The 26,072-nt window shown below is 41.2% G+C and carries 23 protein-coding genes; 10 read left to right on the top strand and 13 right to left on the bottom strand.

Features of this window, described 5'->3' with window-relative positions:
• Window positions 1-54: 54 nt before the first annotated feature.
• The 3 genes from VK159_RS23625 to guaA all read right to left on the bottom strand — a co-directional run bounded on the left by VK159_RS23625 (window position 55) and on the right by guaA (window position 3,022).
• Window positions 55-207, bottom strand: a complete 153-nt coding sequence (locus tag VK159_RS23625; protein ID WP_349254778.1) for a DUF2256 domain-containing protein — start codon at window positions 205-207, stop codon at window positions 55-57.
• 92 nt (window positions 208-299) lie between these two features.
• Window positions 300-1,463 carry an ABC transporter substrate-binding protein gene (locus tag VK159_RS18060; RefSeq protein ID WP_324231567.1) on the bottom strand — a complete coding sequence of 388 codons (1,164 nt, stop codon included), beginning with the start codon at window positions 1,461-1,463 and terminating at the stop codon, window positions 300-302.
• A gap of 23 nt (window positions 1,464-1,486) precedes the next feature.
• Window positions 1,487-3,022 (bottom strand): glutamine-hydrolyzing GMP synthase, encoded by a 1,536-nt coding sequence (gene guaA, locus VK159_RS18065; protein WP_324231568.1) that lies wholly within the window; start codon window positions 3,020-3,022, stop codon window positions 1,487-1,489.
• A 228-nt stretch (window positions 3,023-3,250) separates the two neighbouring features.
• Here guaA and VK159_RS18070 point away from each other — a divergent pair, with 228 nt between their 5' ends.
• Entirely contained in the window at window positions 3,251-3,979 is a 729-nt protein-coding gene (locus VK159_RS18070; protein WP_324231569.1) for a head GIN domain-containing protein, read from the top strand.
• Window positions 3,980-4,242: 263 nt separating this feature from the next.
• Here VK159_RS18070 and VK159_RS18075 read toward each other — a convergent pair whose 3' ends face one another.
• Complete coding sequence (locus VK159_RS18075) at window positions 4,243-4,581, bottom strand: MmcQ/YjbR family DNA-binding protein (protein WP_324231570.1); 339 nt, start codon at window positions 4,579-4,581, stop codon at window positions 4,243-4,245.
• 159 nt (window positions 4,582-4,740) lie between these two features.
• On the opposite strand from VK159_RS18075, the gene VK159_RS18080 reads away from it, so the two are divergent.
• Both VK159_RS18080 and VK159_RS18085 read left to right on the top strand, forming a co-directional pair.
• Window positions 4,741-5,766, top strand: a complete 1,026-nt coding sequence (locus VK159_RS18080; protein WP_324231571.1) for a pepsin/retropepsin-like aspartic protease family protein — start codon at window positions 4,741-4,743, stop codon at window positions 5,764-5,766.
• Complete coding sequence (locus tag VK159_RS18085) at window positions 5,763-7,211, top strand: hypothetical protein (RefSeq protein ID WP_324231572.1); 1,449 nt, start codon at window positions 5,763-5,765, stop codon at window positions 7,209-7,211. Before VK159_RS18080 ends, VK159_RS18085 begins: the two co-directional genes overlap by 4 nt.
• An 87-nt stretch (window positions 7,212-7,298) precedes the next feature.
• Here VK159_RS18085 and VK159_RS18090 read toward each other — a convergent pair whose 3' ends face one another.
• Window positions 7,299-7,688, bottom strand: coding sequence for a cupin domain-containing protein (locus tag VK159_RS18090; protein WP_324231573.1), 390 nt, complete (start codon window positions 7,686-7,688; stop codon window positions 7,299-7,301).
• A gap of 232 nt (window positions 7,689-7,920) precedes the next feature.
• Between VK159_RS18090 and VK159_RS18095 the strand changes: the two genes are divergently transcribed.
• Window positions 7,921-8,667, top strand: coding sequence for a porin family protein (locus VK159_RS18095; RefSeq protein ID WP_324231574.1), 747 nt, complete (start codon window positions 7,921-7,923; stop codon window positions 8,665-8,667).
• Window positions 8,668-8,745: 78 nt separating this feature from the next.
• On the opposite strand, the gene VK159_RS18100 is transcribed toward VK159_RS18095, so the two are convergent.
• The 3 genes from VK159_RS18100 to rpsT all read right to left on the bottom strand — a co-directional run bounded on the left by VK159_RS18100 (window position 8,746) and on the right by rpsT (window position 11,653).
• On the bottom strand, window positions 8,746-9,468 hold the full coding sequence (locus VK159_RS18100; protein WP_324231575.1) for a ThuA domain-containing protein: 723 nt from the start codon (window positions 9,466-9,468) through the stop codon (window positions 8,746-8,748).
• Window positions 9,469-9,494: 26 nt separating this feature from the next.
• Window positions 9,495-11,219 carry a M14 family metallopeptidase gene (locus VK159_RS18105; RefSeq protein ID WP_324231576.1) on the bottom strand — a complete coding sequence of 575 codons (1,725 nt, stop codon included), beginning with the start codon at window positions 11,217-11,219 and terminating at the stop codon, window positions 9,495-9,497.
• A gap of 176 nt (window positions 11,220-11,395) precedes the next feature.
• Window positions 11,396-11,653: a 30S ribosomal protein S20 gene (rpsT, locus tag VK159_RS18110; protein ID WP_182801617.1), complete on the bottom strand. Its 258-nt coding sequence runs from the start codon at window positions 11,651-11,653 to the stop codon at window positions 11,396-11,398.
• Between the two features lie 456 nt (window positions 11,654-12,109).
• Between rpsT and VK159_RS18115 the strand changes: the two genes are divergently transcribed.
• Window positions 12,110-14,863 (top strand): 2-oxoglutarate dehydrogenase E1 component, encoded by a 2,754-nt coding sequence (locus VK159_RS18115; protein WP_324231577.1) that lies wholly within the window; start codon window positions 12,110-12,112, stop codon window positions 14,861-14,863.
• 104 nt (window positions 14,864-14,967) lie between these two features.
• Here the strand turns inward: VK159_RS18115 and VK159_RS18120 are convergent, their stop codons facing one another.
• The gene (locus VK159_RS18120; RefSeq protein WP_324231578.1) at window positions 14,968-16,320 is read right to left on the bottom strand and encodes a T9SS type A sorting domain-containing protein; all 1,353 of its coding nucleotides are present in this window, start codon (window positions 16,318-16,320) and stop codon (window positions 14,968-14,970) included.
• 173 nt (window positions 16,321-16,493) lie between these two features.
• Between VK159_RS18120 and odhB the strand changes: the two genes are divergently transcribed.
• Both odhB and VK159_RS18130 read left to right on the top strand, forming a co-directional pair.
• Window positions 16,494-17,726 (top strand): 2-oxoglutarate dehydrogenase complex dihydrolipoyllysine-residue succinyltransferase, encoded by a 1,233-nt coding sequence (gene odhB, locus VK159_RS18125; protein ID WP_324231579.1) that lies wholly within the window; start codon window positions 16,494-16,496, stop codon window positions 17,724-17,726.
• A 192-nt stretch (window positions 17,727-17,918) separates the two neighbouring features.
• Complete coding sequence (locus VK159_RS18130; RefSeq protein ID WP_324231580.1) at window positions 17,919-19,094, top strand: Fmu (Sun) domain-containing protein; 1,176 nt, start codon at window positions 17,919-17,921, stop codon at window positions 19,092-19,094.
• A gap of 16 nt (window positions 19,095-19,110) precedes the next feature.
• On the opposite strand, the gene VK159_RS18135 is transcribed toward VK159_RS18130, so the two are convergent.
• From VK159_RS18135 to mnmA, 3 genes are all read right to left on the bottom strand, one after another.
• Window positions 19,111-21,102, bottom strand: coding sequence for a S8 family serine peptidase (locus tag VK159_RS18135; protein WP_324231581.1), 1,992 nt, complete (start codon window positions 21,100-21,102; stop codon window positions 19,111-19,113).
• Between the two features lie 19 nt (window positions 21,103-21,121).
• Entirely contained in the window at window positions 21,122-21,934 is an 813-nt protein-coding gene (locus VK159_RS18140) for a hypothetical protein (RefSeq protein ID WP_324231582.1), read from the bottom strand.
• A 193-nt stretch (window positions 21,935-22,127) separates the two neighbouring features.
• Window positions 22,128-23,243: a tRNA 2-thiouridine(34) synthase MnmA gene (gene mnmA / locus VK159_RS18145; protein WP_324231583.1), complete on the bottom strand. Its 1,116-nt coding sequence runs from the start codon at window positions 23,241-23,243 to the stop codon at window positions 22,128-22,130.
• 217 nt (window positions 23,244-23,460) lie between these two features.
• Between mnmA and VK159_RS18150 the strand changes: the two genes are divergently transcribed.
• On the top strand, window positions 23,461-23,895 hold the full coding sequence (locus tag VK159_RS18150) for a single-stranded DNA-binding protein (RefSeq protein WP_324231584.1): 435 nt from the start codon (window positions 23,461-23,463) through the stop codon (window positions 23,893-23,895).
• Between the two features lie 64 nt (window positions 23,896-23,959).
• Here the strand turns inward: VK159_RS18150 and radC are convergent, their stop codons facing one another.
• Entirely contained in the window at window positions 23,960-24,649 is a 690-nt protein-coding gene (gene radC, locus VK159_RS18155) for a RadC family protein (RefSeq protein WP_324231585.1), read from the bottom strand.
• 57 nt (window positions 24,650-24,706) lie between these two features.
• Here radC and VK159_RS18160 point away from each other — a divergent pair, with 57 nt between their 5' ends.
• Both VK159_RS18160 and VK159_RS18165 read left to right on the top strand, forming a co-directional pair.
• Window positions 24,707-24,916 carry a hypothetical protein gene (locus VK159_RS18160; RefSeq protein ID WP_324231586.1) on the top strand — a complete coding sequence of 70 codons (210 nt, stop codon included), beginning with the start codon at window positions 24,707-24,709 and terminating at the stop codon, window positions 24,914-24,916.
• Window positions 24,917-25,112: 196 nt separating this feature from the next.
• On the top strand, window positions 25,113-26,063 hold the full coding sequence (locus tag VK159_RS18165; RefSeq protein WP_324231587.1) for a ribose-phosphate pyrophosphokinase: 951 nt from the start codon (window positions 25,113-25,115) through the stop codon (window positions 26,061-26,063).
• The last annotated feature ends 9 nt before the right edge of the window (window positions 26,064-26,072 follow it).

The following is a 26,072-nucleotide window of genomic DNA, read 5'->3' on the forward strand; positions in this document are numbered from 1 at the left end:
AAGAGAAACCCTCAGTAATACGAAGGCCGGTTGCGAAAGCAACCGGCCTTTTATTTAGTTCGTTTCTTTTTTTGATCTCGCAGCACGACAACGATCGCTGCAATACTTCACTTCATCCCAAACCTTCACCCATTTCTTTCGCCAGCTGAATGGCCGGTTGCAAACAACGCAGATCTTTTGTGGCAAATGCTGTTTCTTATGCGACATGCAACTACAACAAACAACGCAAGGAAATGTTTCCGATTAAAAAATTGAAATTGTCAAGTGAGGTGGTGTGGAAAATCTTTTTTCAGACTTCCTTAATTCATTCTTGAAACTAAATTATTACTCCGTTTCAGAATATAAATGCGTTTGTTCTCGAAATAATCAGGACGGCCACTTGTATTATTCAATATCGGTTTAAAATCATATTCAGTAAACAAACGGAATGTACGTTCATTGATGTGCTGCATCAATTCATGATCATACTTCAATAAAAGATTAATGAAATGCCAGCTGAGTTCATATCCTTTATAAGCCACATCCGACGGACGGCCATAGGTAAGATCAGTAAATTTTTTAGTGAAGCTTGAATAAGCAGTTGTGCCGGTATTAAAAAAAGTTGACGTGTGATAAATCGGCAAATCTTTATACTCAGGTTTTGTAAGATCTTTCATGCCATCCCAGGTGGGCATACCCATCAATTCCATGTCATAGGTTTTACGAACACTGTTGGCTGCGTTCACAAGTTTCATCCCAAACACTTCATCTAATGATCCGCAGATGATGAAATTGTTTTTAGTACTGTCGAGATTAGCAGTGAGAACAGCCGGGCTGAAATCATCACTTAACACAACGGTCTTCCATTTTAATAACTGTCCACCGGTTGCACTTTTATTAAATGCATTGAAATAAGAAGCAAGACGATCTTCCTGTTGTCCTTTTCGGCGTACATAAACCAGGTTTGCTGTGGGACTATTGCGCATGATAAAATTATAAATCGCTTCGCAATGCACAGGCAGTGTTGAGTTAACAATAAGAGTGAAAGGATTATTTGTTACACCGCCATCATTTGGAAAAGTAGCTGACACAAACGGAATGTTTTTCATCAATGCAAGATCAGCCAATGAACGATAATCTGCTCCTGTTACAGAACCGATCATCAGGTCTAATGAATCAAAAATATTTTTTGAACGAAGTGCAGTAATACTTTGATCAGCAGAACGCAGATCATACACTGTTACTTCAAGATTCTTATTGCTGTTGCCAAGTGAATCAACGGCCAGCAATGCACCTTGCACAAAATCAAGCCCGGGCAATATATGCCTCGGCATCTGGTTGGTGAATTTATAGGTGCTGCCTGCAAACGATGAATCTAAAAAAAGGCTGGCGAAAATACCTACACGGTATTTCTTTACTGCATCCTGTGCGTTTACCGCAACAGCTGTGGCAATCAAAACAATTGCAAAAAAAAGTTTTTTCATATTGTTGGTTGCAAGAGAGATGATTATTCCCATTCAATGGTTGCAGGTGGCTTGCTGCTGATATCATACACCACCCTGTTAATGCCTCTTACTTTGTTGATGATCTCATTCGAAATATGTGCCAGAAATTCATATGGCAAGTGTGCCCAGTCGGCCGTCATACCATCAACAGAAGTAACTGCTCTTAACGCCAATGTAAATTCATAAGTACGTTCATCACCCATTACACCCACACTTTGCACAGGTAACAGGATAGCACCTGCCTGCCACACTTTATCGTAGAGGTTGTGTTCTTTCAATCCATTAATAAAGATGGCATCAGCACGTTGTAACAGATCAACTTTATCTTCTGTTATCTCTCCCAAAATACGGATGGCTAAACCGGGGCCGGGGAAGGGGTGACGGTTCAGCAGATCAGCAGGAATACCCAACTCTGCACCAACTCGTCTTACCTCATCTTTAAATAAATAACGAAGTGGTTCTACCAGCTCAAGTTTCATGGTATCAGGTAATCCGCCAACGTTGTGATGTGATTTGATTGTTACCGATGGACCATGCACACTCACACTTTCAATTACATCAGGATAGATCGTTCCTTGCCCGAGTAACTCAACACCTTCAATGGTATGCGCTTCACGGTCGAACACTTCAATGAAGGTGCCGCCAATGATCTTTCTTTTTTCTTCAGGATTACTTTTACCTGCAAGCTTGGTATAAAAATGCTCACGTGCATCAACACCTTTTACATTTAAACCAATAGTGCCGTATGTGTCGAGTACCTGTTGAAATTCATCTTTACGTAACACGCCGTTATCTACAAAAATTCCGAAGAGGTTTTTGCCGATTGCTTTATGAATAAGCGTAGCTGCAACGGTTGAATCAACACCGCCACTCAATGCCATGATCACTTTACGGTTGCCGATCTGTTTCTTTAATGCATCCACTGTTTCATTAACAAAAGAAGCAGGTGTCCATTCGCCCTTGCAACCGCAGATATCCATCAAAAAGTTTTTGAGGATCTTTTTCCCTTCGGTTGAATGGTATACTTCGGGGTGAAACTGCAAGCCGTATAATGGATGATCGTAAGTTCCGTTTGCCCGAAATGCTGCTACAGGAATAGATTCGGTTACTGCCATGATCTCGAAACCCTTCGGTAATTCAAGGATCGTATCTGCATGGCTCATCCATACCTGCGAAGTATCACTGATGCCGTTGAACAGCACATCTGATTCTTTTTTGCTGAGAATGGCACGGCCATATTCACGTTTTTCACTTTTCTCTACACGTCCGCCAAGTTGTTTGGCTGTTAACTGTGCCCCGTAACAAATGCCTAAAACCGGGAGCGATTTGGTCAACAATTCCACATCCACCATCGGTGCATTGGCGTCGTTTACAGAGAAAGGACTGCCGGAAAGAATGATCCCTTTCAGGAATTCGTCTTTTACAACCGGTTTATGATAAGGAACAATTTCGCAGTACACATTTGCTTCACGCACTGCACGGGCTATCAGTTGGGTATATTGTGAGCCAAAATCGAGGATGAGAATCTTTTCTGTCATTGTGCCGCGAAGGTAATAAAAAAGCCCTCATGCCCCGAAAGAGATGAACATCTTCATGGGGAAAACATCTGTTCGTTTCATTTTTTTTCATCCATATCTTTTGTTTTACATTTGTTACGCTCCGGCTTTAACCCTTTTTAACTGTAGAGTGAGCAACAATTGTAACCTGTAGCGGCCGCATGCGTCTCATTATGCATTCTTATCATACCATTAAACCAAAAAAACAACATGCGTACAAAATTTTTCTACGGAGCCGTTCTTCTCTTTATTTCGGGCTTCCTGCTCAGTTCCTGCACCACCAGGCGGGTGAAAGGTAACGGCAACATCATTACAAGTACCCGTAGTGAGGGACGCTTTGATGCTGTAAAAGCTTCAGGGGCATTCGATGTATTCTTTAGCCAGGCCGATGAAAACGAGATCAGGATCGAAGCCGATGAAAACCTGATGAAATATATTCAAACCACGATTGAGAACGGGGTACTCCGCATCCGCACAAAAAGCGGTATGAATATCCGTCCATCCCAAGACATTAAAGTGTATGTGAAATCACCCAAATACAAAAGTGTAAGTCTTGCAGGTAGTGGCAATATGGTGGCTGAAACAAAAATTACTTCCACTGAAAAGATCAAAGTAAGCATTGCAGGCAGCGGCGATATTAAACTGCAGGAAGTGGATGCTCCGCAGGTTGACGTAAATATTTCAGGTAGCGGTAAGGCCGAAGGTTTTGGCAACACCCGTGACCTTGATATTGATGTGGCGGGCAGTGGTGATGTGATGATGAAAGACCTGAAAGCTGAGAATGCAAAGATCAGTATTGCAGGTTCGGGCAATGTGTGGTTATTTGCCAGTATGAAACTGGATGTGCGTGTAGCCGGAGGAGGTGATATCCATTATTATGGCAACCCGCCCGACATTAAATCGAAGCTGGCAGGTTCCGGAAACCTCATCAAGGAATAAGATTTCACAGAAAATGTTATAAATAATAAAACTGAACTTTTTAAGGCATGGAAGCGACTCATTCAATTCCTGCCACATGAGCCGACGCTTTACCTTTGCGTCGGCTCCGTTTTTAGATCCATTCCGAAAAAACGCACTCCGACCATTGAAAGCGATTGTTTGAAAACCCCTTTTAGGAAATCTATTTATATACCCATTTGAGAACGTGAACGATTTAAGATGTTTTTGGGTTAATGGAAGTCCTCCGTATTGCGGGGGATTTTTCATTTTTGGTACAACGCAGCTAATGCCTTTGGTGCCACACAGCAATAAGCTGATGTAAGTGCATCTTTCAGCAAGTCCTTTTTTATTTTTTTGAGATTGATGAGTGTCCAGCCCTGTTTGCCCCATTTATTTGGTACTGGCCAGATGAGTGTATCATCAATGAGACAATAAACCGATTGATCAGTTGCAGAAAATTTTACGCAGGCAATGCTCTTAGCTTCATCAAGCGTAACAAAGATTTTCTTCTTTACACGGAACGATGTTTTTTCAAAATGCGGTTGCTCCACAACTTCAGCAAACGAACCTGCAATTTCACGAAAGGTTTCAGGTGAGATCATGCATTAAGATAATCATTCAAACGAAAATGCAAAAGACGTTTCCCGTAACCTTTTTCTGTTAGTGAACGTATAATGTTAAAATAGGCGAGTGGTTACAGCAATTGTTTGCTGGTAGTTAAATAAAAGTCCACATTGCTATTTTTGTTTTGTATAAACCTTATGTCATCATTATTACCGGTAAAGCTATTGGTTGCCGCAGTTATGTTTTTAACTGCAGCTAACAGCAAGGCACAGCAAGTTGCCGGTAAAGACTCGTCGAAAGCAGTGTTGGGTTATGGAAATGCGCAACAAAAAACCGCTGCTGCCAACCCATTCGAACGTGATCCCGTCGTTACAACAGACAGTACTGATTTTATTCTTCCCTTCAGCCGTGCAGGAAATCTTATACTTATTAAAGCAAAGGCCGATGCTATTGAAGGAAGTTTTATACTTGATACCGGTGCACCGGGTTTAATTCTGAACATGACTTATTTCAGAGATTATCCACTAACAGAACATTATGCCGGCGAAGATGGCGGAGGTATTACAGGATCTGTGGCAGGTTATGGACACACGATGGTGAAAAAACTCTCTTTCGGATCAGTGAATTATTTTAAAGTGGAGGCTGATCGTATCAATCTTGGACATATTGAGAACAGCAAGGGTATAAAAATATTCGGGTTACTGGGTGTGCAGTTGTTCAAACAGTTTGAAATGATCATTGATTATGAGAACAGCGAAATTCATTTGCACCACGTTACAAAAAAAGATGGAAAAAATTATCAGCATCATCTGCTTGCAGATACATCCACTTATTCTGTATTCCCCATCGATATCATGCAGAATAAAATACTGACCTATGGTAAAATGGGTAACAAAAAACTCACCTTTCTTGTTGATACAGGGGCAGAATCGAATGTTATCGACAGCCGTTTATCTGAGAACGTATTGGATAATGTGATAATAACCCGGCGCATGGTATTAAATGGAGCAGGTAATAAAAAAATAGATGCGTTGTATGGCGATATGAGCAATCTGAAAATGGGTGACCGTTCCATTACAAGTATGCCGGTGCTGGTAACAAACCTGGAGAAAATGTGTTTTGCATACGACAGGTGTTTAGATGGCATGCTTGGGTTCGATTTTCTTTCCATGCACAAAATTGGGTTTAACTTTGTAAAGCGTAAGATGTACATATGGAAATGATGCGGAACATACCTTTATTCACAGGTTTGCGGAAGCTGTTGCTGACCGTGTTGCTGCTGGTATTGATAGGCAGTAACGCCAATGCACAACCGCCCATCAAGGCATTTGTGGTAAAGAAGGGGCACATCTATATTACACTCAGCAAAAATATACCTGCGGAAGAACTTGATGCATTTGTAACACAGTACAGTTTACAGGAACTCGATCTCAAAACATTTTTTAAAAATAACCGCCCCGATTCATTGTTGAAGCTGGGATGGGATATCAATTTAAATAATGGTGAAATGCTGGTGTTGAGCAAGAATATGTTAGCCGCCGACAAGCTAACTGACCCTGTTGAAAAAATTCTGCTGGCGCAAAAACATTTCAATAACGGTTATGGCTATGCCAATAAAGAACCGCTGTACGGCATAAACCGTTTTGTAAAAAAATATCCGTTTGCTGTAAAAGATTCGTTGGTTACGTTTTTCTGTAAAGGCAATTCCAATGCAGGAAAAGTAATGCTGGCAGGAACATTCAATAACTGGAATCCTGATGCATTAGCCATGCAGAAGGTTGACAGTGGCTGGATCGCAATAGTGAAACTCGGCCACGGCAAGCATTACTATAAATTTATTGTAGATGATAAATGGACGATCGATAAGGATAATGCCTTGGTTGAAAACGATGGGGAAGGGAATGATAATTCGGTGTACTACAAAACAAACTATGTATTTACATTGGCTGGTTACGCTGATGCAAAGAAAGTAATTGTTGCAGGTAGTTTTAACAACTGGAATCGTGATGAGATGAAAATGGAACGTTGGGGAGAGGGTTGGCTGAAACATGTTTACCTGGCTGAAGGAACACATACCTATCGTTTTGTGGCTGATGGAAATTGGTTCGCCGATCCGGCTAATACCCAACAATATCCCAATGAGTTTGGTGAAACCAACTCAGTAATAACAATCGGTAAGCCATATATTTTCCTGTTGAAAGGAAATCTCAATGCAAAGAAAGTGATGCTCATGGGTTCGTTTAACCAATGGCGCAATTATGAATTGGAAATGCGCAAGACGGATAGCGGCTGGGTATTCCCATATGTGTTAGGTCATGGTAATTATGAATATACGTTTGAAGTAGATGGAAGAAAGCCTGTTGATGCACTAACAGGTAAAGAGAAACCGAATGAAACATTGATCCTGTCGCCGAATCATACATTCCGTTTAAAAGGCTATGCCAATGCAAAACGTATTTGTCTTGCAGGCAGTTTTAACGAATGGTCGCCCGGTTCATTTGCAATGCGCAAAGAAGGTAATGAGTGGATCATTGAACAACACCTGTTGCCCGGCAAACATGTGTACAAATTTGTTGTTGATGGTAAATGGATTGTTGATCCTGCAAATGAATTAAGAGAGCCGAATGAGTTTGGTGAAGAGAATTCAGTGATGTGGATGAAGGAATAATGAGTAGTGAATATATTTTCATCTGAAGCCCACGTAAGATGAGTAAATCAGGCAAAGCAATCATCGCTTCGCTTTTCAAATAGAGTTCTATGCCGCAGCACTTACTTCTTTCTGATTGTTATTGATCATTGTTGTGATCATTTTAAACTGTTCATTTGCATAGAAACAATGCACAACATTTGCAGGCAGAATAATGCCTTCACCAAGATTTAATTTGAATCGTTCTTTATCGATCGTTACTTCAGCTTTCCCGTCAATCACCTGCACATAGATGTCAAACTCCATGATTGTTTCACAGAACTCTTCACCTTCATCTACTGAAGTAGCCGTTACATCTCCACCTGATTTTTTAATCACTGTCTTGCTTACAATCGAATCAGGTATGTATTCAACAATTTCTACAATGATGTGCGATGTTAATTTCGGCAATTCATTTTTACGGGGTTCTTCGGTTGATTGGATTGTATATGGAGGCATGTTGTTTTTGCTGTAAGATCACACATTTTCGACAGGCAGGTGTTATGCACAAGACAATTAGAGTTGTATAATTCATACGTTTTCTTCCCTTTAACTCAATACGCTGCACCGTAAACTAATCCGTATGCAGTAAGTATTCATCATCATTGTTTTCTTTGTTTCACGATGGAATGAGGCAAATCTATTTGTCAAAAAAGCTACTAATCAAACTAAAACCAAAAACAGTTCTGCCATGAAACAACTAATCACAGTTATTCTCTTGCTAATTTCAGGTGCTGCCATTGCACAAAGCACATCCCAAAAAAAGATAACGCAGAAAAAGGATACGCTGCGGGCAAGCGGTGATTATTTTATGAAGTTTGATGATATCAATGGCGAAAGCCCGGATACACTTCCACCTGCTCCCAATCTTTTAACGCTCAGTGTTGGCGGATCCATGTCGCAAACAACTAATACAAATCTGGCTGATCGTTACACTGCTCAGGCAAGACCCGGCTACGCTTTCAGCATTGGGTATGCACGGGAGTTGCCCCAAAGCAGGTTGCAGATCAATGCCTCTTATTTTAAGGGAGGTGTGAATGTTGCAGCCGGCGATATAAACGGCGATGGAAAAGATGATATCAGCAATGTTGATCTGCAATACCTCACCATTCCTGTTCAATACCAGTTTTATCTTGGTGCACGCAAACGATTTTTTGTTGGAGGTGGTGGCTACGCATCTTTCCTGCTTTCATCAAAACAAACCGGTCGACCGATTTATGGTGATATTAAAACTTATGACGCAGGCGCTACTGCATCTGCAGGTGCATGGCTTGGTAAACGATTGATGCTACAAACAGGTTATCAGTTTGGATTGGTGGATATTGATGTATCTGAAAGTAATAAAGCCCGTAACGGTATGGCCTTTCTGATGCTCAGTTATGCATTGTTTTCAAAAATAAAATACGGGCCGGTGATTACGATAAAGCCGAAGGGGTAATCGTAGCAGCAATATAACTGTATAATAATTGAGGCCGCTGTAAAGCGGCCTCAATTATTATTGAAGAATGGGAGAATATTATTTGCGACCCATTGCGTACTTTATTCCACCTTGCAAATGCTTCAAAAAGTTTTCTTCTTTAAACGATTCATCAGTATGGCCCAATGCAGTATAAAAAGCACGACCGCCATCATATGAATGATACCATGCCATCGGATGATATGCACCTTCCTTGCCACCTTCGTAACTGCTTTCGTCAATGGTCATTAGTACTTTTACATCGTTATTTCTGCTCTTGTAATTATACCATTCATCGAAACGCTCCCACACATGTGGCAGGTGTTTGGTGGAAGCATGTTTATGATCTGTTATGGTGAGCTTTGCTTTCTGTTGTTTGGGATGGCTCAAAAAATAGGCACCTACAAGTTTGTTATACCACGGCCATTGGTATTCCGTATCAGCAGCAGCATGTATACCCACAAACCCCTTTCCTGAACGGATAAAGTTTTCGAATGCAGCTTGCTGTTCATTGTTTAATATGTCGCCGGTTGTACTGAGAAATACAACTGCATCATACTGCTTTAGTTTTTCTGTGGTAAAGAAAGAAGCATCTTCTGTTGTATCAACAAGAAAATTCTTTTGCTTTCCCATCAGCAATAACGCCTCTTTTCCTTTTGGAATTGATGCATGACGGAAACCAGCTGTTTTTGAAAACACTAATATCTTTTTTGTTTTCTTAACAGCCGCTGATGAAATAAAGAATGACATACTGATCAATAATAAAAAATGGAGCAAACGCATGAGCTGATTGTTTTATGTGGGTGAAGTTACTTTATTCTGTACACAGGATAACGTAAATGCATTGGTTCGTAGTACGGTGAATGCTGAAACACAAAGTTAAGTTGCGCACTTCCGCTTTTTGCAAAGGCCGTATCAGTTACTCTGCGTTCTTCCAGCTTTTGCTTTACAGCAGGGTTTTGCTTCAAAAACTCTTCTGCCGTTTCTTCAAACACATAACTGCTGTAACCTTCTTTCTGCCCAAGAATGCCATCAAAATAATTCCAGGCAAAATAGCTGTCATCACCGGTTGGTTCCAGCACCTCCATAATGAAACGATTGGCTTTTTGATTCATTGGTATATACCAATCACCTTTACGGAATTTCACTTGTTGAACCGTTTTACTGGTCTTTACGTCTGAATTGAGATGATGACCTTCATAAGGTCGTGGAGCAGCTTTATACTCATCAATACGATACACTTCCACTTCAATGCTTGTATCTTTTTTCAACTGGCGCATCTGCACCTTGTTGATCGTAAGCAAGTCGATGACTTTCCACCAACCCTGCGGAATAATATACGCCGTTGGTTTTTCAATCATGGTTTTCGGATTGAAAAAATTATAGAACTTAATTTGTTTTTCAAATGGTTTAGTACGGTCGTAATACAAACGTGGTAAACCCGAAACATTGCTTGGCTTGCGTCCCGCCTCATATCCTTTATACAATATTTCAGAAAAACGGCTACGGTCGAGTGTAAAGCCAACCGGGAATTGTTGCTGTGTTAATTGTTCCTTCTGCTGTTGAGTACGTAGTTGTTTAATGGTTGTTTGATTGGCTGTTGCAAACTCCATCATACTCACCATCAGTTGATAGGTCGCTTCCACTCGTTGCGGATAAGGTTTCAGCATATGTGTTTCAGGCACAAAGGCAAATGTGTTCCAGAGCGATGCATAACCACTGCTGTAACGTGGCCCATCCCAGTAAGCACTCCATCCGGTTTCAGGACTGTCGCCAAAATTATTGACGTAGGGGAGAAGGTCGTAACCTTTTGCCTTCATGCTTTTATAAATGGCCGGTTCAAATGTCTGGTTAAGATATTCGCCAAGCTTCCCACCAAGTTTGTTGTGTTGCGATGTAAGTAAGGTCATCACATGTTGATAATCGGCGCCATTGCTTACATGGTTGTCAATAAAAATATCCGGCTGAACCAAATGGAAGATCTGCGCAAAACTTTTTGCCTCTTTTGAATCGTTCTTGATAAAATCACGGTTAAGATCAAAGTTCTGTGAGTTACCCCGAAACCCTTTTTCAGTGGGCCCATCCTGGCTCACACGATAAAATGCACTGCGGTTCAAACTTCCGCCAATATTATATACAGGAATAACTGCCAGCACCACGTTCGCCGGTAATGAACGTTTCTTTGTAACAATATCTTTCACCAACGAAATACTTGCATCAATACCATCGGGTTCACCGGGATGGATGCCATTGTTGATCAGTATCACTACTTTGTTCTTTTGCTGCCATTGTTCAGGTTTAAAAGTTCCATCACTGCTCACCAGCACCAAATGCAAAGGTTCGTTGGCATCAGTTGGCCCCATCGTTATCATTGAAACAAAGGGAGATGCTTTATCGATCTTTTTCCAGGCATCGATCGCTTCATAATAAGTTACACTTTCTTTTCCTTTCGATGTCTCATAACGTGTAACGGGAAGTTGGGCAAAGCTGTTGAACAGGCTGAATACGGACAATGCAACAAACAGTTTTCTCATGTTGTAATAGTTGGGGGCTATAAAATTAAGGAACAGGATTTACCTGCAACGGCAAGTAAACTAAGCTGGCACAGAAAAGGGTTGTTTTTTATGTAATCGGGTAAATGCAGGTATGAACTCAATAAAAAAACCCGTCTTGTACAGACGGGTTTAAAATATCTTTCGGTAGAGGAAGTTTACTTTGCTAACGCATTCACTTTCTTCGTAAGCTTGCTCTTTAAGTTAGCAGCTTTGTTCTTGTGAATAACGCCACGCTTCGCCAATTTGTCGATCATGGAAGCAACAGCCGGTAATTGCTCACCTGCTTCTTTTCCGGTAGCGATCGCCTGCAGATCACGGATGGCATTACGGGTAGTTTTGCCGTAATAACGGTTGCGATCTCTGCGGGTTGCACTCTGACGAACATCTTTTTTGGTAGCCTTATGATTTGCCATATCTTATTTTTTCGGACGGCAAAGGTAGGGGAAAAATTCAAATTTCAGCCAAGGGTAATAGATTTTTTGACCGAAAATGCCAGTTTCAACCGCTGTAAACCCGGATTGTGGATAAAGCATCGGCTCATGAAACATTCAGCCTCACCATTTATGCAATCGTTCCCGTGTAATAGCAAGCCAATCATAACAAATGATCAAACCTGAAATGAGGGGCTTTGATTAACAGCTGTTCGTTCTAAATGCCTGTGAATTAGAGGAAAAATGACAAAATCAAGTGGACTCTCTTATGCGGCTTTGATGAAAACAACCGATATTTGTGCTCCTTTTTAAGAAGTTACGATTATCAACCTCCAATATGAAACGAGCCATAAAAATCAACGAGCAATTTATGTCAGCCGGCGAAGTTGACTTTTATGGCGAATACTATGTGGCTAAAATCAATTAGAAAAGAAACACATGAAAGATTTTCAATACATCACTGCCTCTCATCCTCAGTATATCGAAAGCTTGTATTCCGATTTTGTAAAAGACCCCGGCAGTGTTGATCCCGATATGAAGCGGTTCTTTGAAGGGTTTGATTTTGCTGTAAGCAGCGGGGCTGCAAACGGAGCTGCTCCTGCATTAAATGGCTCGGGTACAACCGCTCCGGCCGGTATCGATTGGATGCGTGAGATCATGGCTTACCGCATGATTCTTGGTTATCGCAACAAAGGTCACCTGTTGGCAAAAACAAATCCCATCCGCAAGCGGAAAGATCGTGGTGCAAATATTGAACTGGCATTTTATGGTTTCAACGAAGCTGATCTTGATAAAGAATTTCATGCAGGTCAATTGATCGGGCTTGGGAAAACAACATTGCGCAATATTCAGCAGTACATGGAAAAATGCTATGCATCTCATGTAGGCGTTGAGTTTAAATATATCAGTGATCAAACAAAAGTTGATTTCCTTACCAATGCATTCGAAAAGGAATTTCATCAGCCCCTTCCGTTAAACAAACGCAAGCGTGTGTTGGAAAAACTGAACCAGGGGGTCATGTTTGAAAAATTTCTTCATACAAAATATATTGGTCAAAAACGCTTTTCACTTGAAGGTGGTGAAACAACCATTGCAGCGTTAGATGCAATCATTAATACCGCTGCAAATAATGATGTGCATGAAGTAGTGATCGGTATGGCGCATCGTGGCCGTTTGAATGTGTTGGCAAATATCATGGGCAAAACCTATGAGCAAATATTCAGTGAGTTTGAAGGTACTGCCAAGATGGATCAAACCATGGGTAGTGGTGATGTGAAATATCATATGGGCTATGGCAGTGAAGTGGAAACATTAGATGGTAAAACGGTACATCTTAAATTGATGCCAAACCCTTCGCATCTTGAGGCAGTTGATCCTGTTGTGGTAGGTTTCAGCCGTGCAAAGGCTGATATCATGTACAACAGCAACTTTGATAAAATTCTTCCGATTCTTATACATGGTGATGCATCAGTTGCAGGTCAGGGTGTGGTGTATGAAGTATTGCAGATGAGTTACCTGAAAGGTTATTATACAGGAGGTACCATTCATTTTGTGATCAATAACCAGATCGGTTTTACAACTGATTTTAATGATGCACGCAGTGCCGATTATTGTACATCATTGGCATCAATGGTGCAGGCTCCTGTTTTTCATGTTAATGGTGATGATGCAGAAGCTGTAGTGAAAGTTGTGGAGATTGCCACACGTTACCGCCAGGAATTTAATAGTGATGTCTTTATTGATATGGTTTGCTATCGTAAACACGGACATAACGAAGGCGACGATCCGAAGTTTACACAACCGCATTTATATGCGTTGATTGATAAACATCCGAACCCACGTGAAGTGTATACCAATTATTTATTGGAGAATGGTGAGCCCGATGCAAAAGAGCTGGCGAAGGAAATGGAAAAGAAATTCTGGAGCGATCTTCAGGAACGACTGGATGAAGTGAAACAAAATCCACTTCCTTATCATTACCAGGCACCTGAACTTGCATGGAAGAGTTTGCGTCGTGCAACAGCTGAAGATTTTTTACAATCACCTGTAACAGCCATCAGCAAAGCCAACTTTGATAAAATATTTTCATCGATCATGAAATGGCCCGATGATTTTAAGCCATTGAAGAAAGTTGAAAAGATCATCCAGGATAAAATAAAATTATACAACGACGAGCAGAAAGTTGATTGGGCAACCGGTGAACTGATGGCTTATGGAAGTTTGATGATCGATGGTAATGATGTGCGTATGAGCGGACAGGATGTTCGTCGTGGTACATTCTCACATCGCCATGCAATATTGCGTGATGAAGTAACTGATAAAGCGTATAACCGACTTGCACATATTGAAGGTGCAGCCGGTCATTTCCGTATTTACAATTCTTTGTTGAGTGAATATGGTGTGCTTGGTTTTGAATATGGTTATGCAATGGCTAACCCCAATGCTTTGGTATTATGGGAAGCACAGTTTGGTGATTTCTGTAATGGTGCGCAAACAATGATCGATCAGTTTATTGCTGCCGGAGAACAAAAGTGGAATCGTATGAATGGTGTTACCATGTTGTTGCCACATGGCTACGAAGGACAAGGCCCTGAACACAGCAGTGCAAGAATGGAACGCTTCCTGCAAATGTGTGCTGAGTTGAATATGGTGGTAACAAATATTACCACTGCATCTAACTTATTCCATGCATTGCGTCGCCAGTTGGCATGGAGTTTCCGTAAACCATTGATCAACTTTTCACCCAAAGCAAATCTGCGTCATGCAGGAAGCTATTCACTGAAAGAAGAATTTTTAAGTGGTGGTTTTAAAGAAGTGATTGATGATCCAACCAGTCCGGATGCAGCACAAGTGAAGAAAGTATTTTTCTGCAGTGGTAAAATGTATTTTGATCTGGCTGAACGCAAAGCAAAAGATAATCGTACTGATGTTGCCATTGTTCGTTTGGAACAGATTTATCCATTACCTGTACAACAGTTAACAGCTTTATATAATAAATACAGCAAAGCTACCTGGTTCTGGATACAGGAAGAACCACTGAACATGGGTGCAGCTTCATTCCTGCAAATGAACCTGAAAGAAATCAACTATGGTGTCATCAGTCGTTCGGCTTCTGCATCAACAGCTACAGGTTATAATAAAGTGCACCAACAGGAGCAAGCAGAGATTATTGATACAGCATTTGGAATTTAAGAATAACGAGTAGAAACTATCAAAGAATCTAAATAACAAACCCCTCAATTGAGGGGTTTTCTGTTTTAACCTAAAACCAACAGACCCGTAAAAGTTAAATTCATTTATTGTTTGATGAATGTTTTACTGATGTTCAGTTCTTCATGGTTAATGCGGATGATGTAAGTGCCACTGCTTAATCCCGGCAGGTTGATTCTTATTTTATTGTTTCCCTGCTGTACCGGCGTTTGGAGTTGCTTTACAACTTGTCCATTATTAGTAATCACATGGATGGTTGTGTTGAATGCTTTATCCGAATTAAAAACAAGTTCTGTATACTCACTTGCAGGATTAGGGTATAACATCACAGTGATCTTTTTAATTTCACAATCGCTGCGGATGATCTTTGAATAAGTAAACGTGCCATCCACATCAACCTGCTTCAACCGGTAGTAAGCAGTGCCTGCTTCCTTATCATTGAATTTGTAATCAGCTGCTGTTCCTTTTGCATCTATCACACCCACTTCATTCCAGCTAAAACCATCCTTACTTTTTTCTACGATAAATACATGACTGTTTTGCTCCATTGCAGTTGACCATACAAGATGTGCACCTTCCTGTTTACATTCAGCATTAAATGAAGTAAGCACAACAGGAAGCGGACTGTTAAGATTTGCACCACCAATTGTCCAAAGTGAAAAATCATCCACTCCATCCTTTTGCAAATAATTCAACGTTGTGTTGCGTGCATCGGGTTGCATGGTTGTCCAGCTCTGCCCGTTATTGGTACTCTTCCATAAAATAGCAGTGGCTTCATCAACACCATTTAATTCCGCATCGAAATAATAAAAACGAACCGATGCATTTAACGAACTATTGTTCGCCGGTTCAATATTGTAATAACGTTTGATGCGGCCGCTTGAACTTCCGTTCTGTACAAATACACTTGCGTAACGGGTGATGGTAGTGTTTCCCAATGCAGGAGCATTTACAAATTCAACACCAAGATTTCCCGGATTGATACTAACTAACGGTGATGCAAAATTCCTTCTTGTTGTTGCATGACCGGTATTGCCTGTAATATCAGTTATCCGATGCAGTTCCGTTTCATTTATGATTGATGCATTTGTGCCAAGGCTGATGCCAAAATTATTGGCATGAAACATTCCGGCAAGATCGAGTTGATTGATGATGCTGATATTATTCTGCAATTGAATGCCTGCGCTGTTGGCAATGAGAAGATTAAAAAAAGCAGCAGGGTTGTTACCACTTATATTGCCTGCTGCTGTGCCCGTCATTCTTACTGAACCATTACCCGGCTCAAAGGTGCCGTTGTTTACAAGGTTAGCGTTTTGCAAGGTGAGTGTGGCATTGCCACTCATAGTTAGCTGTGCGCCGGGTGTAATGATCAGTCCGTTTTGAGCAGAAGCCCCGTTAGCAAGAGCCACTGCCAATAATCCGGTTAAGATGTATTTCATAAAACGTTTGTAGGTTAATTGTTGAAACGAAAGTAATACGGTGCAGTCTGTCTCACCAGTCCGGTTTAGCAAAGGGATGGGTTTATTGAGTAAACGGTTTTTAAGCAGGTATTTTCTTATGTTTCTATCTGTTTTTCCCCGAAATTTGCAACACTCTCAACCAACGAATTGATATGATTGATATAAAAGTTCCCACTGTAGGTGAATCGATAAGTGAAGTTTCATTATTAAAATGGACCAAGCCCGATGGAGCATGGGTAGAGCGTGATGAAGTGATCGCTGAACTTGAAAGTGAAAAAGCAACGTTTGAGATCAACGCTGAAAAAGCAGGTATCCTGAAACATGGTGCACAGGAAGGTGATACGCTCAATATTGGTGATGTTGTTTGTCAGATCGATGAAACAGCAACTAAGCCTGAAGGAGCAGCAGTTGCTGAAGCGCCTGCAGCGGCAAAAGCAGAAGCACCAAAGAAAGAAGAAACGAAATCAACTGCTCCGGTAACGGCAGTAGCAAATGATATTAAAGCAACACCCGTTGCAGCAGCAATTATTGCTGATAAGAAAGTTGATCCGCAAACCATCAAAGCATCTGGTACCGGTGGAAAGATATTAAAGGATGATGTGTTGCAGGCGATCTCCAATCCTGGCAAGCAGGCATTCAAAGGTGCAGAGTTGTTTAGCCGTAATGTGCGGAAAGAAAAAATGAGCAACCTGCGTAAAACGATCAGTCGTCGTTTGGTGGAAAGTAAGAATACCACTGCCATGCTCACCACGTTCAACGAAGTGGACATGACACGTATCATGGAGATTCGCAGCAAGTACAAAGACAAATTCAAAGAATTACATGGTGTGAATCTTGGCTTTATGAGTTTCTTTGGAAAAGCTTGTGCCATTGCATTAAGCGAATGGCCTGCGGTGAATGCATCCATTGATGCAGAAGAAATTATTTATCATGATTATGCAGATATTTCCATTGCAGTTTCTACCCCACGTGGTTTAACGGTGCCGGTAATGCGCAATGTTGAAAGCATGAGTATGGCTGATGTAGAAAAGAAAGTAGTTGAATTAGCTGGTAAAGCAAGAGATAATAAATTAACGATGGAAGAACTCACCGGCGGTACATTCACCATCACCAATGGTGGTGTGTTTGGAAGTTTGATGAGTACACCCATTATTAATTTACCACAAAGTGCTATCTTAGGAATGCATAAAATTCAGGAGCGACCAATGGCGGTGAACGGACAAGTGGTGGTTCGCCCAATGATGTACCTGGCATTAAGTTATGATCACAGAATTATAGATGGAAGAGAGAGTGTGAGCTTTTTAGTTCGTGTAAAGGAATTACTGGAAAATCCTGAACTGTTATTGTTCGGAAAAGATCCCGTGAAGACTTTGTTAGAAGTATAAAACACCTCGTAACTTCTAACGGTTACTTGCACAATGGGTCCCGCTTTGCAGCGGGACTTTTTTATTCCCCTCCTTTGAGGGGCAAGGGCGGGTGAAAACTGTAATGATATCGCAAATGGCAGACTGTTTCATCACAACTCCTTAAAAAAGATAGCTTCGGTATTCATCCGCTGTTTTCTTTTCTTTGCAACCATGAGCCGTTATTATTCGCATATCAATTCAGCACAAAAGATCATCGAGGCTTATACCGGTGCAGAACCATTTGCATCGTACCTGAAAAAACAATTTGCAGCCAACAAAAAATTTGGCAGTAAAGACAGGAAACAGATCACACAACTCTGTTATTCATATTTCCGGTTAGGTAAATCGTTACCGGATATTTCCATTGAAGAGAAATTGTTAGCTGGATTATTTCTCAGCAGCAGAAATTCAAACGAACTGCTGCAGCATTTAAAACCGGAGTGGAATGATGTAGTTGAAACAAGTAGAGAAAAGAAAACAGAACTGTTGAATAGTGTTGTTCATGCTTCTTCTGTTTTTCCGTTTACTAATGAGTTGAGTGAAGGAATTGATGTGGATGAATTTGCATTTAGTCATCTCCAACAACCGGATCTGTTTTTGAGAATCAGACCAGGGCGAAAAGATACGGTACTTCATCAATTGAAAGCAGCAGATGTTTCGTTTCAGTTGATCGGGGAGAATACAGTTGCATTGCCAAATGCAACAAAGATCGAAGAAGTTATCATGCTGAATAAAGATGCAGTGGTGCAGGATTACAGTTCGCAAAGGGTAGGAGAGTTTCTTGGAAATCTGAAATCTGAAATCGAAAATCAAAAATGGAACGTTTGGGATTGTTGTGCAGCCAGCGGCGGTAAATCCATCATGGCAAAAGATATACTTGGCGATATTGATTTAACAGTAAGCGATATACGTGAAAGTATTCTCATCAATTTGAAAAAACGTTTTCAAGAGGCCGGAATAAAACACTACAAAAGTTTTGTAGGAGACTTGTCACTTCACTTACCACTCACTACTCACCACTCAGCCTTTGATTTAATCATCGCCGATGTTCCCTGCAGTGGTTCCGGCACATGGGGACGTACACCTGAACAGTTATCGTTCTTTCAGCCAACAGCTATTGGAACATACAGTGACTTGCAGAAAAAAATTGTTTCTAATACAGTGAAACAATTAAAGTCAGACGGCTATTTTCTGTACATCACATGCTCTATTTTTAAAAAGGAAAATGAAAACAATGTTGAATGGATGCAGGAAGAACTGAAGTTGCAATTAGTAAAGCAAGAACTGATCAAAGGTTATACGGTTAAAGCTGATACAATGTTTGCTGCCTTATTAAAGAAGAATTGATAGCCTTATGACGAGGTTATTGCTTAATAAATTCCTCTGTGGCATATCGCTGCCCATCTTTCATTACAACTAATAAATAGCTACCCTTTGCAGGGCGATTAAGTGAGAGTGAGTGTGTAACTGTCCCGTTTGGTTTGTTGTATTGCTCGGTAAGAACTAATTGCCCTGCAGAATTATAAACAGTCAGTATAAATCGTCCGCTGCTTCGTTCTGTAAATTTCAGTTGAAGTGAATTACCGGTAACAGGATTCGGAAATAACTGTACTTTTTTAATAATGATAGAAGGATTGTTGATGGCGGTGGTATTACATCCACCTGCTGCAGTTACAGAAGCTGAGTCAATGGCGTAGGCACGGTAACCGGCAGCACTTGTATCAATCACTTCTACTATTCTGTAGTCAATAGTTCCTGCTATAGTTGCCACATCATTGTATTGGTAATTCTGTGCAGAGAATGTTGAACCTTTTGCAGCTATAGTTTGAATGTTGGAATAAACTGTTTCACCCGGCAACTTTCTTTGTACAATGTATTGCATGGTTGAAATATCCTTGCTGTTCCATTGCACATTTACCGTGCAATTTGTAATGGATGTACTCATGTTTGAAAGTTCAGCTAAAATTATTCCTGTTGCTTTTTTCATATCAGGTAAACCGTAGCCATATTGTTCATGCGGTGCTGTATATCGGTCAGCGCTTTTTCTTAAAGTTTCAATGATCTTATAACTGTTGAATTCAGGAAACAGTTGCCACAAACAAGTTGCAAGCCCGGCCATGTTTGGTCCTGAAAAAGAAGTGCCACTACTGGTCCCAACTGTTCCGCCTGAAGTTGAAAGAAATGTTCCCTGTCCAACAGAAACAACATCAGGTTTTATTTGTCCGTCGCTTGTTGGTCCAAAACTTGAGAAACCACCAATCATTCCTGTACTGTTTACGGCACCAACACTTAATACACTATCCGCATCAGCAGGTGCCACAATATATTTCCATGCCTTGTTACCTTCATTGCCCGCACTGTTTACAACCAGCATTCCTTTTTTTGCAGCAAGATCTGCATACCGGCTTACAATAGTTGTATTACCATTCATATCAGCATTGCTGTGATTATAAGCAGGATCATCAAACGTACTGTAACCAACAGAAGAAGAAATGACATCAACACCTGCACTGTCTGCATATTCAGCACCAGATCCCCAGTTGTATTCTTCAATCAGTTGTTCACTGCCCACATCTTCAGTTCGGAGTAAATAGAATGATGCATTGGGAGCCGAGCCAACATAAATGCCGGGTATATTCCCTGCTACAATTGAAAAACAGGCCATGCCATGTGCATCATCTTCATTCACACTGGTTTCATTCAATACAAAATCTCGTGTGGCGAGTATTCGGTTTTGAATGCGTACACTATCGAAGAATGGATTGCTGATATAACCGAAATATCCTCCATCTAAAAATGCGATCTGCATGTTTTGTCCACGTGCCCCGATGTTATGCAGAAATTCTCCATTATGAATTTTTATTTGTGTAGCTGTATTTCCATAATTCAATGAATCAGCAAACGGTTGTTGCTGTCGTTGATTTGTGGAAGAGTAAGGAGTGATGTTGTATGATTTGTTGCTGATCGGTTGTGGATTCTCTTTTCGGTAAGCAACACTATCTCTTTTCTTTACAAAGGGGAATGTGTTGATCTTAGTTAATGCGGCTGCATCATTTGTTTGAATGATCACTGCATTCATCCAGCGTAACCGGCCAAGGATCTTAACACTACCTGCTAAACGAATACTGTCAACATATTTTTCTACAACAGGCAGATCGGTGCTGTCAACAGCTATAATATATTTTGTTCTTCTTGCAATAGCTCTTGCAGATAAATAAGCAGAAGGCTGGGAGAGGGAGAAAGTTGTTTCGTTTTTATCGGTAAGAAAAATAACATGCTTGGTTCGCTGACCGTTACTTTCAACTGCTGTAAACAGTAAGAAGAAAACGAACAACAAAGAACATGTACTTTTCATGAATTTTTAAAACTGAAATTTAGTTTTTATCGATCATCCACATCTTTACACCAAAGCCAATACGCACGGGATCATACGTGGTGATCACATTCGGTGGAGTGCCGGTTGTCCTTGGGCGTGGCTGATTTTCCCAAAGTTGAAATTCACGAAATACAAGACCAACATTTTTTGCATACTTCTCAACTGATAATTCACGTGAAGCAAAAGAAGTATCTGAAACGATGGGTACATTCTCTGATTCATCAATGTGGAAAACAGTGGTTACATCAGTCAATTGATTGCCGCCAATTGTTTCGCTTCCGTTTACTGTTTCATACTTGAATTCCCACAAACTCATATTTGCATCAATACTGATAGGGAACTCAGGATTATAAGGACGGTTCGGTAAATACGAATTTCCTTTCCATGTAAAACCCGGCTGTGTTGGCAGATTGAGTTTAATAACACGCAGATTGTTTTCAGTCACTTCTAATTTTTTATTAACCGGTGTAATGGTATAAGTGCCATTTTGAACCCAAGGACCAACACCTAAAGAATCGGTGATATGAGTGACTACTACCCATGCAGGACGGTTCTGGTTGTCTACGGATTGTCTTTCGATGGTATGACGTACCCGATAACGATGTATTTCTGTTGTTTTACCTGTATTGGTAAACACGGTTGAATCTAAACGGTAGGTAATGTATTTGCCAACTTGCAATGGAACAAGTTCATCAAGTGTAAGTGATTCAAGTGTTTCGGTGCGTTTACAACTGCTCAACAGGAGCAAAAGGCAGCAGGAAAGAAGGGCTGTTTTACGTATTAGGGCGGTAGGAATTCCTGTGAATTTCATCTCAATATTTTTCGTTAGTTATTGGCTGGATGAGTTGATTTAAAACAATTTAGATAGCTCATCTCATGCAGCTAAGTTAGTCAATGATTTTGGGTTTTGCATACTGTTAAGAGTCTAAACAGCGGTTGAACGCTGCACAAAAAAAAGGTACGCAGAACGTACCTTATAACGTATATGTTTTGAAATCATTGTTTTAAACAATGGGTTTCCGCATAATAATACCACCACCTATCACCTCGTCGCCTTCGTAAAACACAGCACTTTGACCGGGTGCAATGCCTTTGGCCTCCTCATAAAACTGAACGTTAACAGTGCCATCAGCATTTGGGTAAAGGTTTGATAGTGTGCCTTTATCCTTGTAACGGATCTTGGTAATGGCTTCCATGCCGGGTGTAATCATATCATATTTCAACATGTTGATCTTGCCCACCTGCATTTCCTGCTTGTTGAGATCTTCTTCATCGCCCAGCACAACGGTGTTAGTTTCAGGCAGAATTTCCGTTACAAACACAGGCTTGCCAAACGTAATATCCAATCCTTTACGTTGACCAATGGTATAGAATGGATAGCCTTTGTGCTGCCCCAGAACCTTACCGCTTTTATCAACAAAATTTCCGCCGTTCACTCTTTCTTCCAGTCCATCTACACGGCGCTTTAAGAAACCACGGTAATCGTTATCGGGCACAAAACAAATTTCATAACTCTCCGCTTTTTTCGCCAGTTCAGGATAACCATAGTCAAGAGCCATTTGCCTGATCTCTGTTTTGCGATAACCACCTAACGGAAGCAGAGTGCGTTGCAGCAGATCCTGTTGCAAACCCCACAATACATAACTCTGATCTTTTGTTTCGTCAACCCCCTTGCTGATAAAGTAACGGCCATTATCATGCTGATGCACTTTTGCATAGTGACCTGTTGCAATAAAATCACAGTTCATCGCATCGGCTCTTTTCAGGAGTGCCCGCCATTTAATATGTGTGTTGCACAACACACATGGGTTGGGTGTGCGGCCATTCAGGTATTCATCTACAAAATTCTCGATCACAAAATCACCAAACTCTTCACGTATATCTAAAATATAGTGCGGAAAGCCATGCTGCACAGCAGCTGCACGTGCATCATTAAAACTATCGAGGTTGCAACAGCCGGTTTCCTTCTTTCCTTTGGTGCCTGTTCCGCTACTGGCATAATCCCATGTTTTCATGGTAATGCCCACCACTTCATATCCCTCATGATGTAACATGAGAGCCGTAACGGTACTGTCGATACCGCCACTCATTGCTACTAAAACTTTTCCTTTACGGCTCATGATCAAATTAATTTCTGTTACTGCTTCAAAAAAAAGCAAGATGCAAAATTACGGGAAAAGCCCGGTTTAAACGGATACTGAAAGTGGCGCTATGTTTTGAGTGAAATGGGTGTGTGCAGATGTGTTGGGAAAATCTCAACACATGTTTTCACTTATCATAAAAAAATTCCTACTTTGCCCGCTCTACAATAATTTATTCAGTACTAAAAATTACATTATGATCAAGTTACAGGTAATCGGAAATCTGGGAAAGGATTGTGTTTCAAACACAGTGAATGGAAAGAACGTGATGAACTTCACCGTTGCTCACACCGAAAAATACAAAGACAGTACCGGCGCACAGCGTGAAAAAACCATTTGGGTTGATTGTGCTTACTGGAGCGACCGCACAGGTATTGCCCCTTATTTGAAAAAAGGAACACAGGTATATGTTGAAGGTGCACCCGAAGTGCGTACTTACCAAACACAGGATGGAAAAAGCGGTGCTTCATTATCATTGCGTGTACTCAGCATTCAATTATTGGGAAGCCGTGCAAGTGAAGGAAATGGCGGCGGTGGCGGGTATCAACCACAGGGTGGTGGATACAGTGCACCATCACAACCAATGAACGAAGCGCCAATTGGTGGCGATTCAGATGATCTTCCGTTTTAATCTCAGAGGTTTATTTATAGAAAAGCCTGTCTGTTATAAGACAGGCTTTCGTTTTTTAAAGATGTTATAATATTCCTTCATCTGCAAAACTGTAATACCCGTCTTCACTAACGATGATGTGATCGATCACATTCATATCCAGCAGCACCGCTGCATCTTTAATTTTCTTTGTCAACATTTCATCGGCACGGCTGGGTTTTAAACTGCCGCTTGGATGGTTGTGGCAGAGCACAATATTCACTGCATTATGCTCTAATGCCTTTTTTAAAATAATGCGAGGATCGGCAACAGTTCCGGTAATGCCACCTTCGCTGATCACTTCCATGTGATTGATCTTATTTGCCCGGTTGAGGTAGGCCACTGCAAACACTTCGTGCAATTTATCCTTCAATTGTGCTTGGAAAAACTGTGCAATATCGCCACTTGTTTTTACGCTTTTTTTCAGTGATTCTACGGCCTGCCGCCTCCGACCAAGCTCCAATGCTGCAGCTATCGTAACGGCCCTGGCTTCGCCAATGCCATTTGTCTTCATCAAATCCTTCAAGGTTAATTTAGCCAGTTCATTAATATCATCTTTCGATCTGGTTAACAGCTCCTTAGCCACATCTACTGCTGATTTTTTAGAGGTCCCGGAGCCAATTAAAATGGCAATTAATTCGGAGTTACTAAGGGCATCTGCGCCCTTCATTAAGAGCTTTTCCCGGGGTCTGTCGTCGGTTGCCCACTGCTTAATGGTGGTTTTGGTGTCTTGCATGTTCCAATTTAACACCTTAAATTCACTTATCCAATCATCCGAATAAACCATCAACGTATGAATCTCGACCCTAAATCATCCGGAACCCAATTGCGGTCATCTCTAATCCTGTTTATCATTGTGGGCAACCTTTTATTTTCTGCCATTTTCGTCATGTCGATGGGGGCGCAGGTAGTAAAATCAGGTAACAATCTGCAACAACAGGCAGAAACAAAACCTGCAACTGAAAAGGAACAGAAGCTGGTTACATTGGCACAAATTAATTAAGGCTACAGTTAATAATTGTAGTTAAAGAAACCGGGCGGAGCTTTTAAAATTTTTCAAAAGTTGGACAACCGCCCACGAGTCCCGTCACAAGCGGGACTTTTTTATGTGGATAAAGCCCTGTTAACTGTTTCCCTCAAAGTTGCATTGAAGCACTTATCTTCGCCGCACATTTCACCCCTTTACAAACTATAGTTCAATGAACCCTTCTGCCAAGATATTTTCCGGCACAGCATCTAAGTACCTGGCCGAGAAAATTGCAGCCAAATTCGGCATTCCGTTAGGTCAAAGTCTTACACAAAAATTCAGCGACGGCGAACTTCAGCCAATGTTTCAGGAAAGCATACGAGGCGATATTGTTTTCCTGGTGCAGAGCACGTTTTCACCCGCTGAGAACATTTTGGAATTATTGCTCATGATCGATGCGGCTAAACGTGCATCGGCCTACAAAGTAATTCCGGTTATTCCTTATTACGGTTATGCCCGCCAGGACAGAAAAGACAAACCTCGTGTAGCGATCGGCTCCAAGCTTATTGCCAACATGTTAGAAGCGGCCGGCGCCGACAGGGTCATTACAATGGACCTGCACGCAGCCCAGATCCAGGGCTACTTCGACATACCGGTGGATCACCTGGAATCATCGTCTATTTTTATCCCTTACATTGAGAGTTTGAAGCTCGAAAACCTTACCTTTGCGGCCCCCGACGTAGGAAGTGCCAACAGGATAAGGGAAGTGGCCAGCTATTTTGAAGCCGAAATGGTGATTTGCGACAAGCATCGCAAACGTGCAAATGAGATAGCAAGCATGGTGGTAATTGGTGATGTTACAGACAGAGATGTGGTATTGATCGATGATATCTGTGACACGGGAGGAACGCTGGCAAAAGCAGCAGCTCTTTTAAAAGAAAAAGGTGCAAGAAGTGTAAGGGCACTCATTACACATCCGGTGTTGAGTGGCAAAGCTTACGAAAACATTGAGAACAGTGTATTGGAAGAGTTGGTGGTTTGTGATACGATCCCACTCCAAAAAGAGAGTAAAAAGATCAAAGTGTTGAGTGTGGCCGAATTATTTGGAGTAGCACTTCGCAACGCTTTTGAAAACAAGAGTATCACCAGTTTATTTATGCATGCACAACGCAGGGATAAATAAACCACAAAA

This window comes from Lacibacter sp., assembly GCF_035299325.1.
In the GTDB taxonomy this organism is placed as follows: domain Bacteria; phylum Bacteroidota; class Bacteroidia; order Chitinophagales; family Chitinophagaceae; genus Lacibacter.

Excerpts from the sequence above, each read along its gene's own strand:
- VK159_RS23625 (WP_349254778.1), bottom strand. The coding sequence starts at position 207 with ATGTCGCATAAGAAACAGCATTTGCCACAAAAGATCTGCGTTGTTTGC.
- VK159_RS18060 (WP_324231567.1), bottom strand. The coding sequence starts at position 1,463 with ATGAAAAAACTTTTTTTTGCAATTGTTTTGATTGCCACAGCTGTTGCG.
- guaA (WP_324231568.1), bottom strand. The coding sequence starts at position 3,022 with ATGACAGAAAAGATTCTCATCCTCGATTTTGGCTCACAATATACCCAA.
- VK159_RS18070 (WP_324231569.1), top strand. The coding sequence starts at position 3,251 with ATGCGTACAAAATTTTTCTACGGAGCCGTTCTTCTCTTTATTTCGGGC.
- VK159_RS18075 (WP_324231570.1), bottom strand. The coding sequence starts at position 4,581 with ATGATCTCACCTGAAACCTTTCGTGAAATTGCAGGTTCGTTTGCTGAA.
- VK159_RS18080 (WP_324231571.1), top strand. The coding sequence starts at position 4,741 with ATGTCATCATTATTACCGGTAAAGCTATTGGTTGCCGCAGTTATGTTT.
- VK159_RS18085 (WP_324231572.1), top strand. The coding sequence starts at position 5,763 with ATGATGCGGAACATACCTTTATTCACAGGTTTGCGGAAGCTGTTGCTG.
- VK159_RS18090 (WP_324231573.1), bottom strand. The coding sequence starts at position 7,688 with ATGCCTCCATATACAATCCAATCAACCGAAGAACCCCGTAAAAATGAA.
- VK159_RS18095 (WP_324231574.1), top strand. The coding sequence starts at position 7,921 with ATGAAACAACTAATCACAGTTATTCTCTTGCTAATTTCAGGTGCTGCC.
- VK159_RS18100 (WP_324231575.1), bottom strand. The coding sequence starts at position 9,468 with ATGCGTTTGCTCCATTTTTTATTATTGATCAGTATGTCATTCTTTATT.
- VK159_RS18105 (WP_324231576.1), bottom strand. The coding sequence starts at position 11,219 with ATGAGAAAACTGTTTGTTGCATTGTCCGTATTCAGCCTGTTCAACAGC.
- rpsT (WP_182801617.1), bottom strand. The coding sequence starts at position 11,653 with ATGGCAAATCATAAGGCTACCAAAAAAGATGTTCGTCAGAGTGCAACC.
- VK159_RS18115 (WP_324231577.1), top strand. The coding sequence starts at position 12,110 with ATGAAAGATTTTCAATACATCACTGCCTCTCATCCTCAGTATATCGAA.
- VK159_RS18120 (WP_324231578.1), bottom strand. The coding sequence starts at position 16,320 with ATGAAATACATCTTAACCGGATTATTGGCAGTGGCTCTTGCTAACGGG.
- odhB (WP_324231579.1), top strand. The coding sequence starts at position 16,494 with ATGATTGATATAAAAGTTCCCACTGTAGGTGAATCGATAAGTGAAGTT.
- VK159_RS18130 (WP_324231580.1), top strand. The coding sequence starts at position 17,919 with ATGAGCCGTTATTATTCGCATATCAATTCAGCACAAAAGATCATCGAG.
- VK159_RS18135 (WP_324231581.1), bottom strand. The coding sequence starts at position 21,102 with ATGAAAAGTACATGTTCTTTGTTGTTCGTTTTCTTCTTACTGTTTACA.
- VK159_RS18140 (WP_324231582.1), bottom strand. The coding sequence starts at position 21,934 with ATGAAATTCACAGGAATTCCTACCGCCCTAATACGTAAAACAGCCCTT.
- mnmA (WP_324231583.1), bottom strand. The coding sequence starts at position 23,243 with ATGAGCCGTAAAGGAAAAGTTTTAGTAGCAATGAGTGGCGGTATCGAC.
- VK159_RS18150 (WP_324231584.1), top strand. The coding sequence starts at position 23,461 with ATGATCAAGTTACAGGTAATCGGAAATCTGGGAAAGGATTGTGTTTCA.
- radC (WP_324231585.1), bottom strand. The coding sequence starts at position 24,649 with ATGCAAGACACCAAAACCACCATTAAGCAGTGGGCAACCGACGACAGA.
- VK159_RS18160 (WP_324231586.1), top strand. The coding sequence starts at position 24,707 with ATGAATCTCGACCCTAAATCATCCGGAACCCAATTGCGGTCATCTCTA.
- VK159_RS18165 (WP_324231587.1), top strand. The coding sequence starts at position 25,113 with ATGAACCCTTCTGCCAAGATATTTTCCGGCACAGCATCTAAGTACCTG.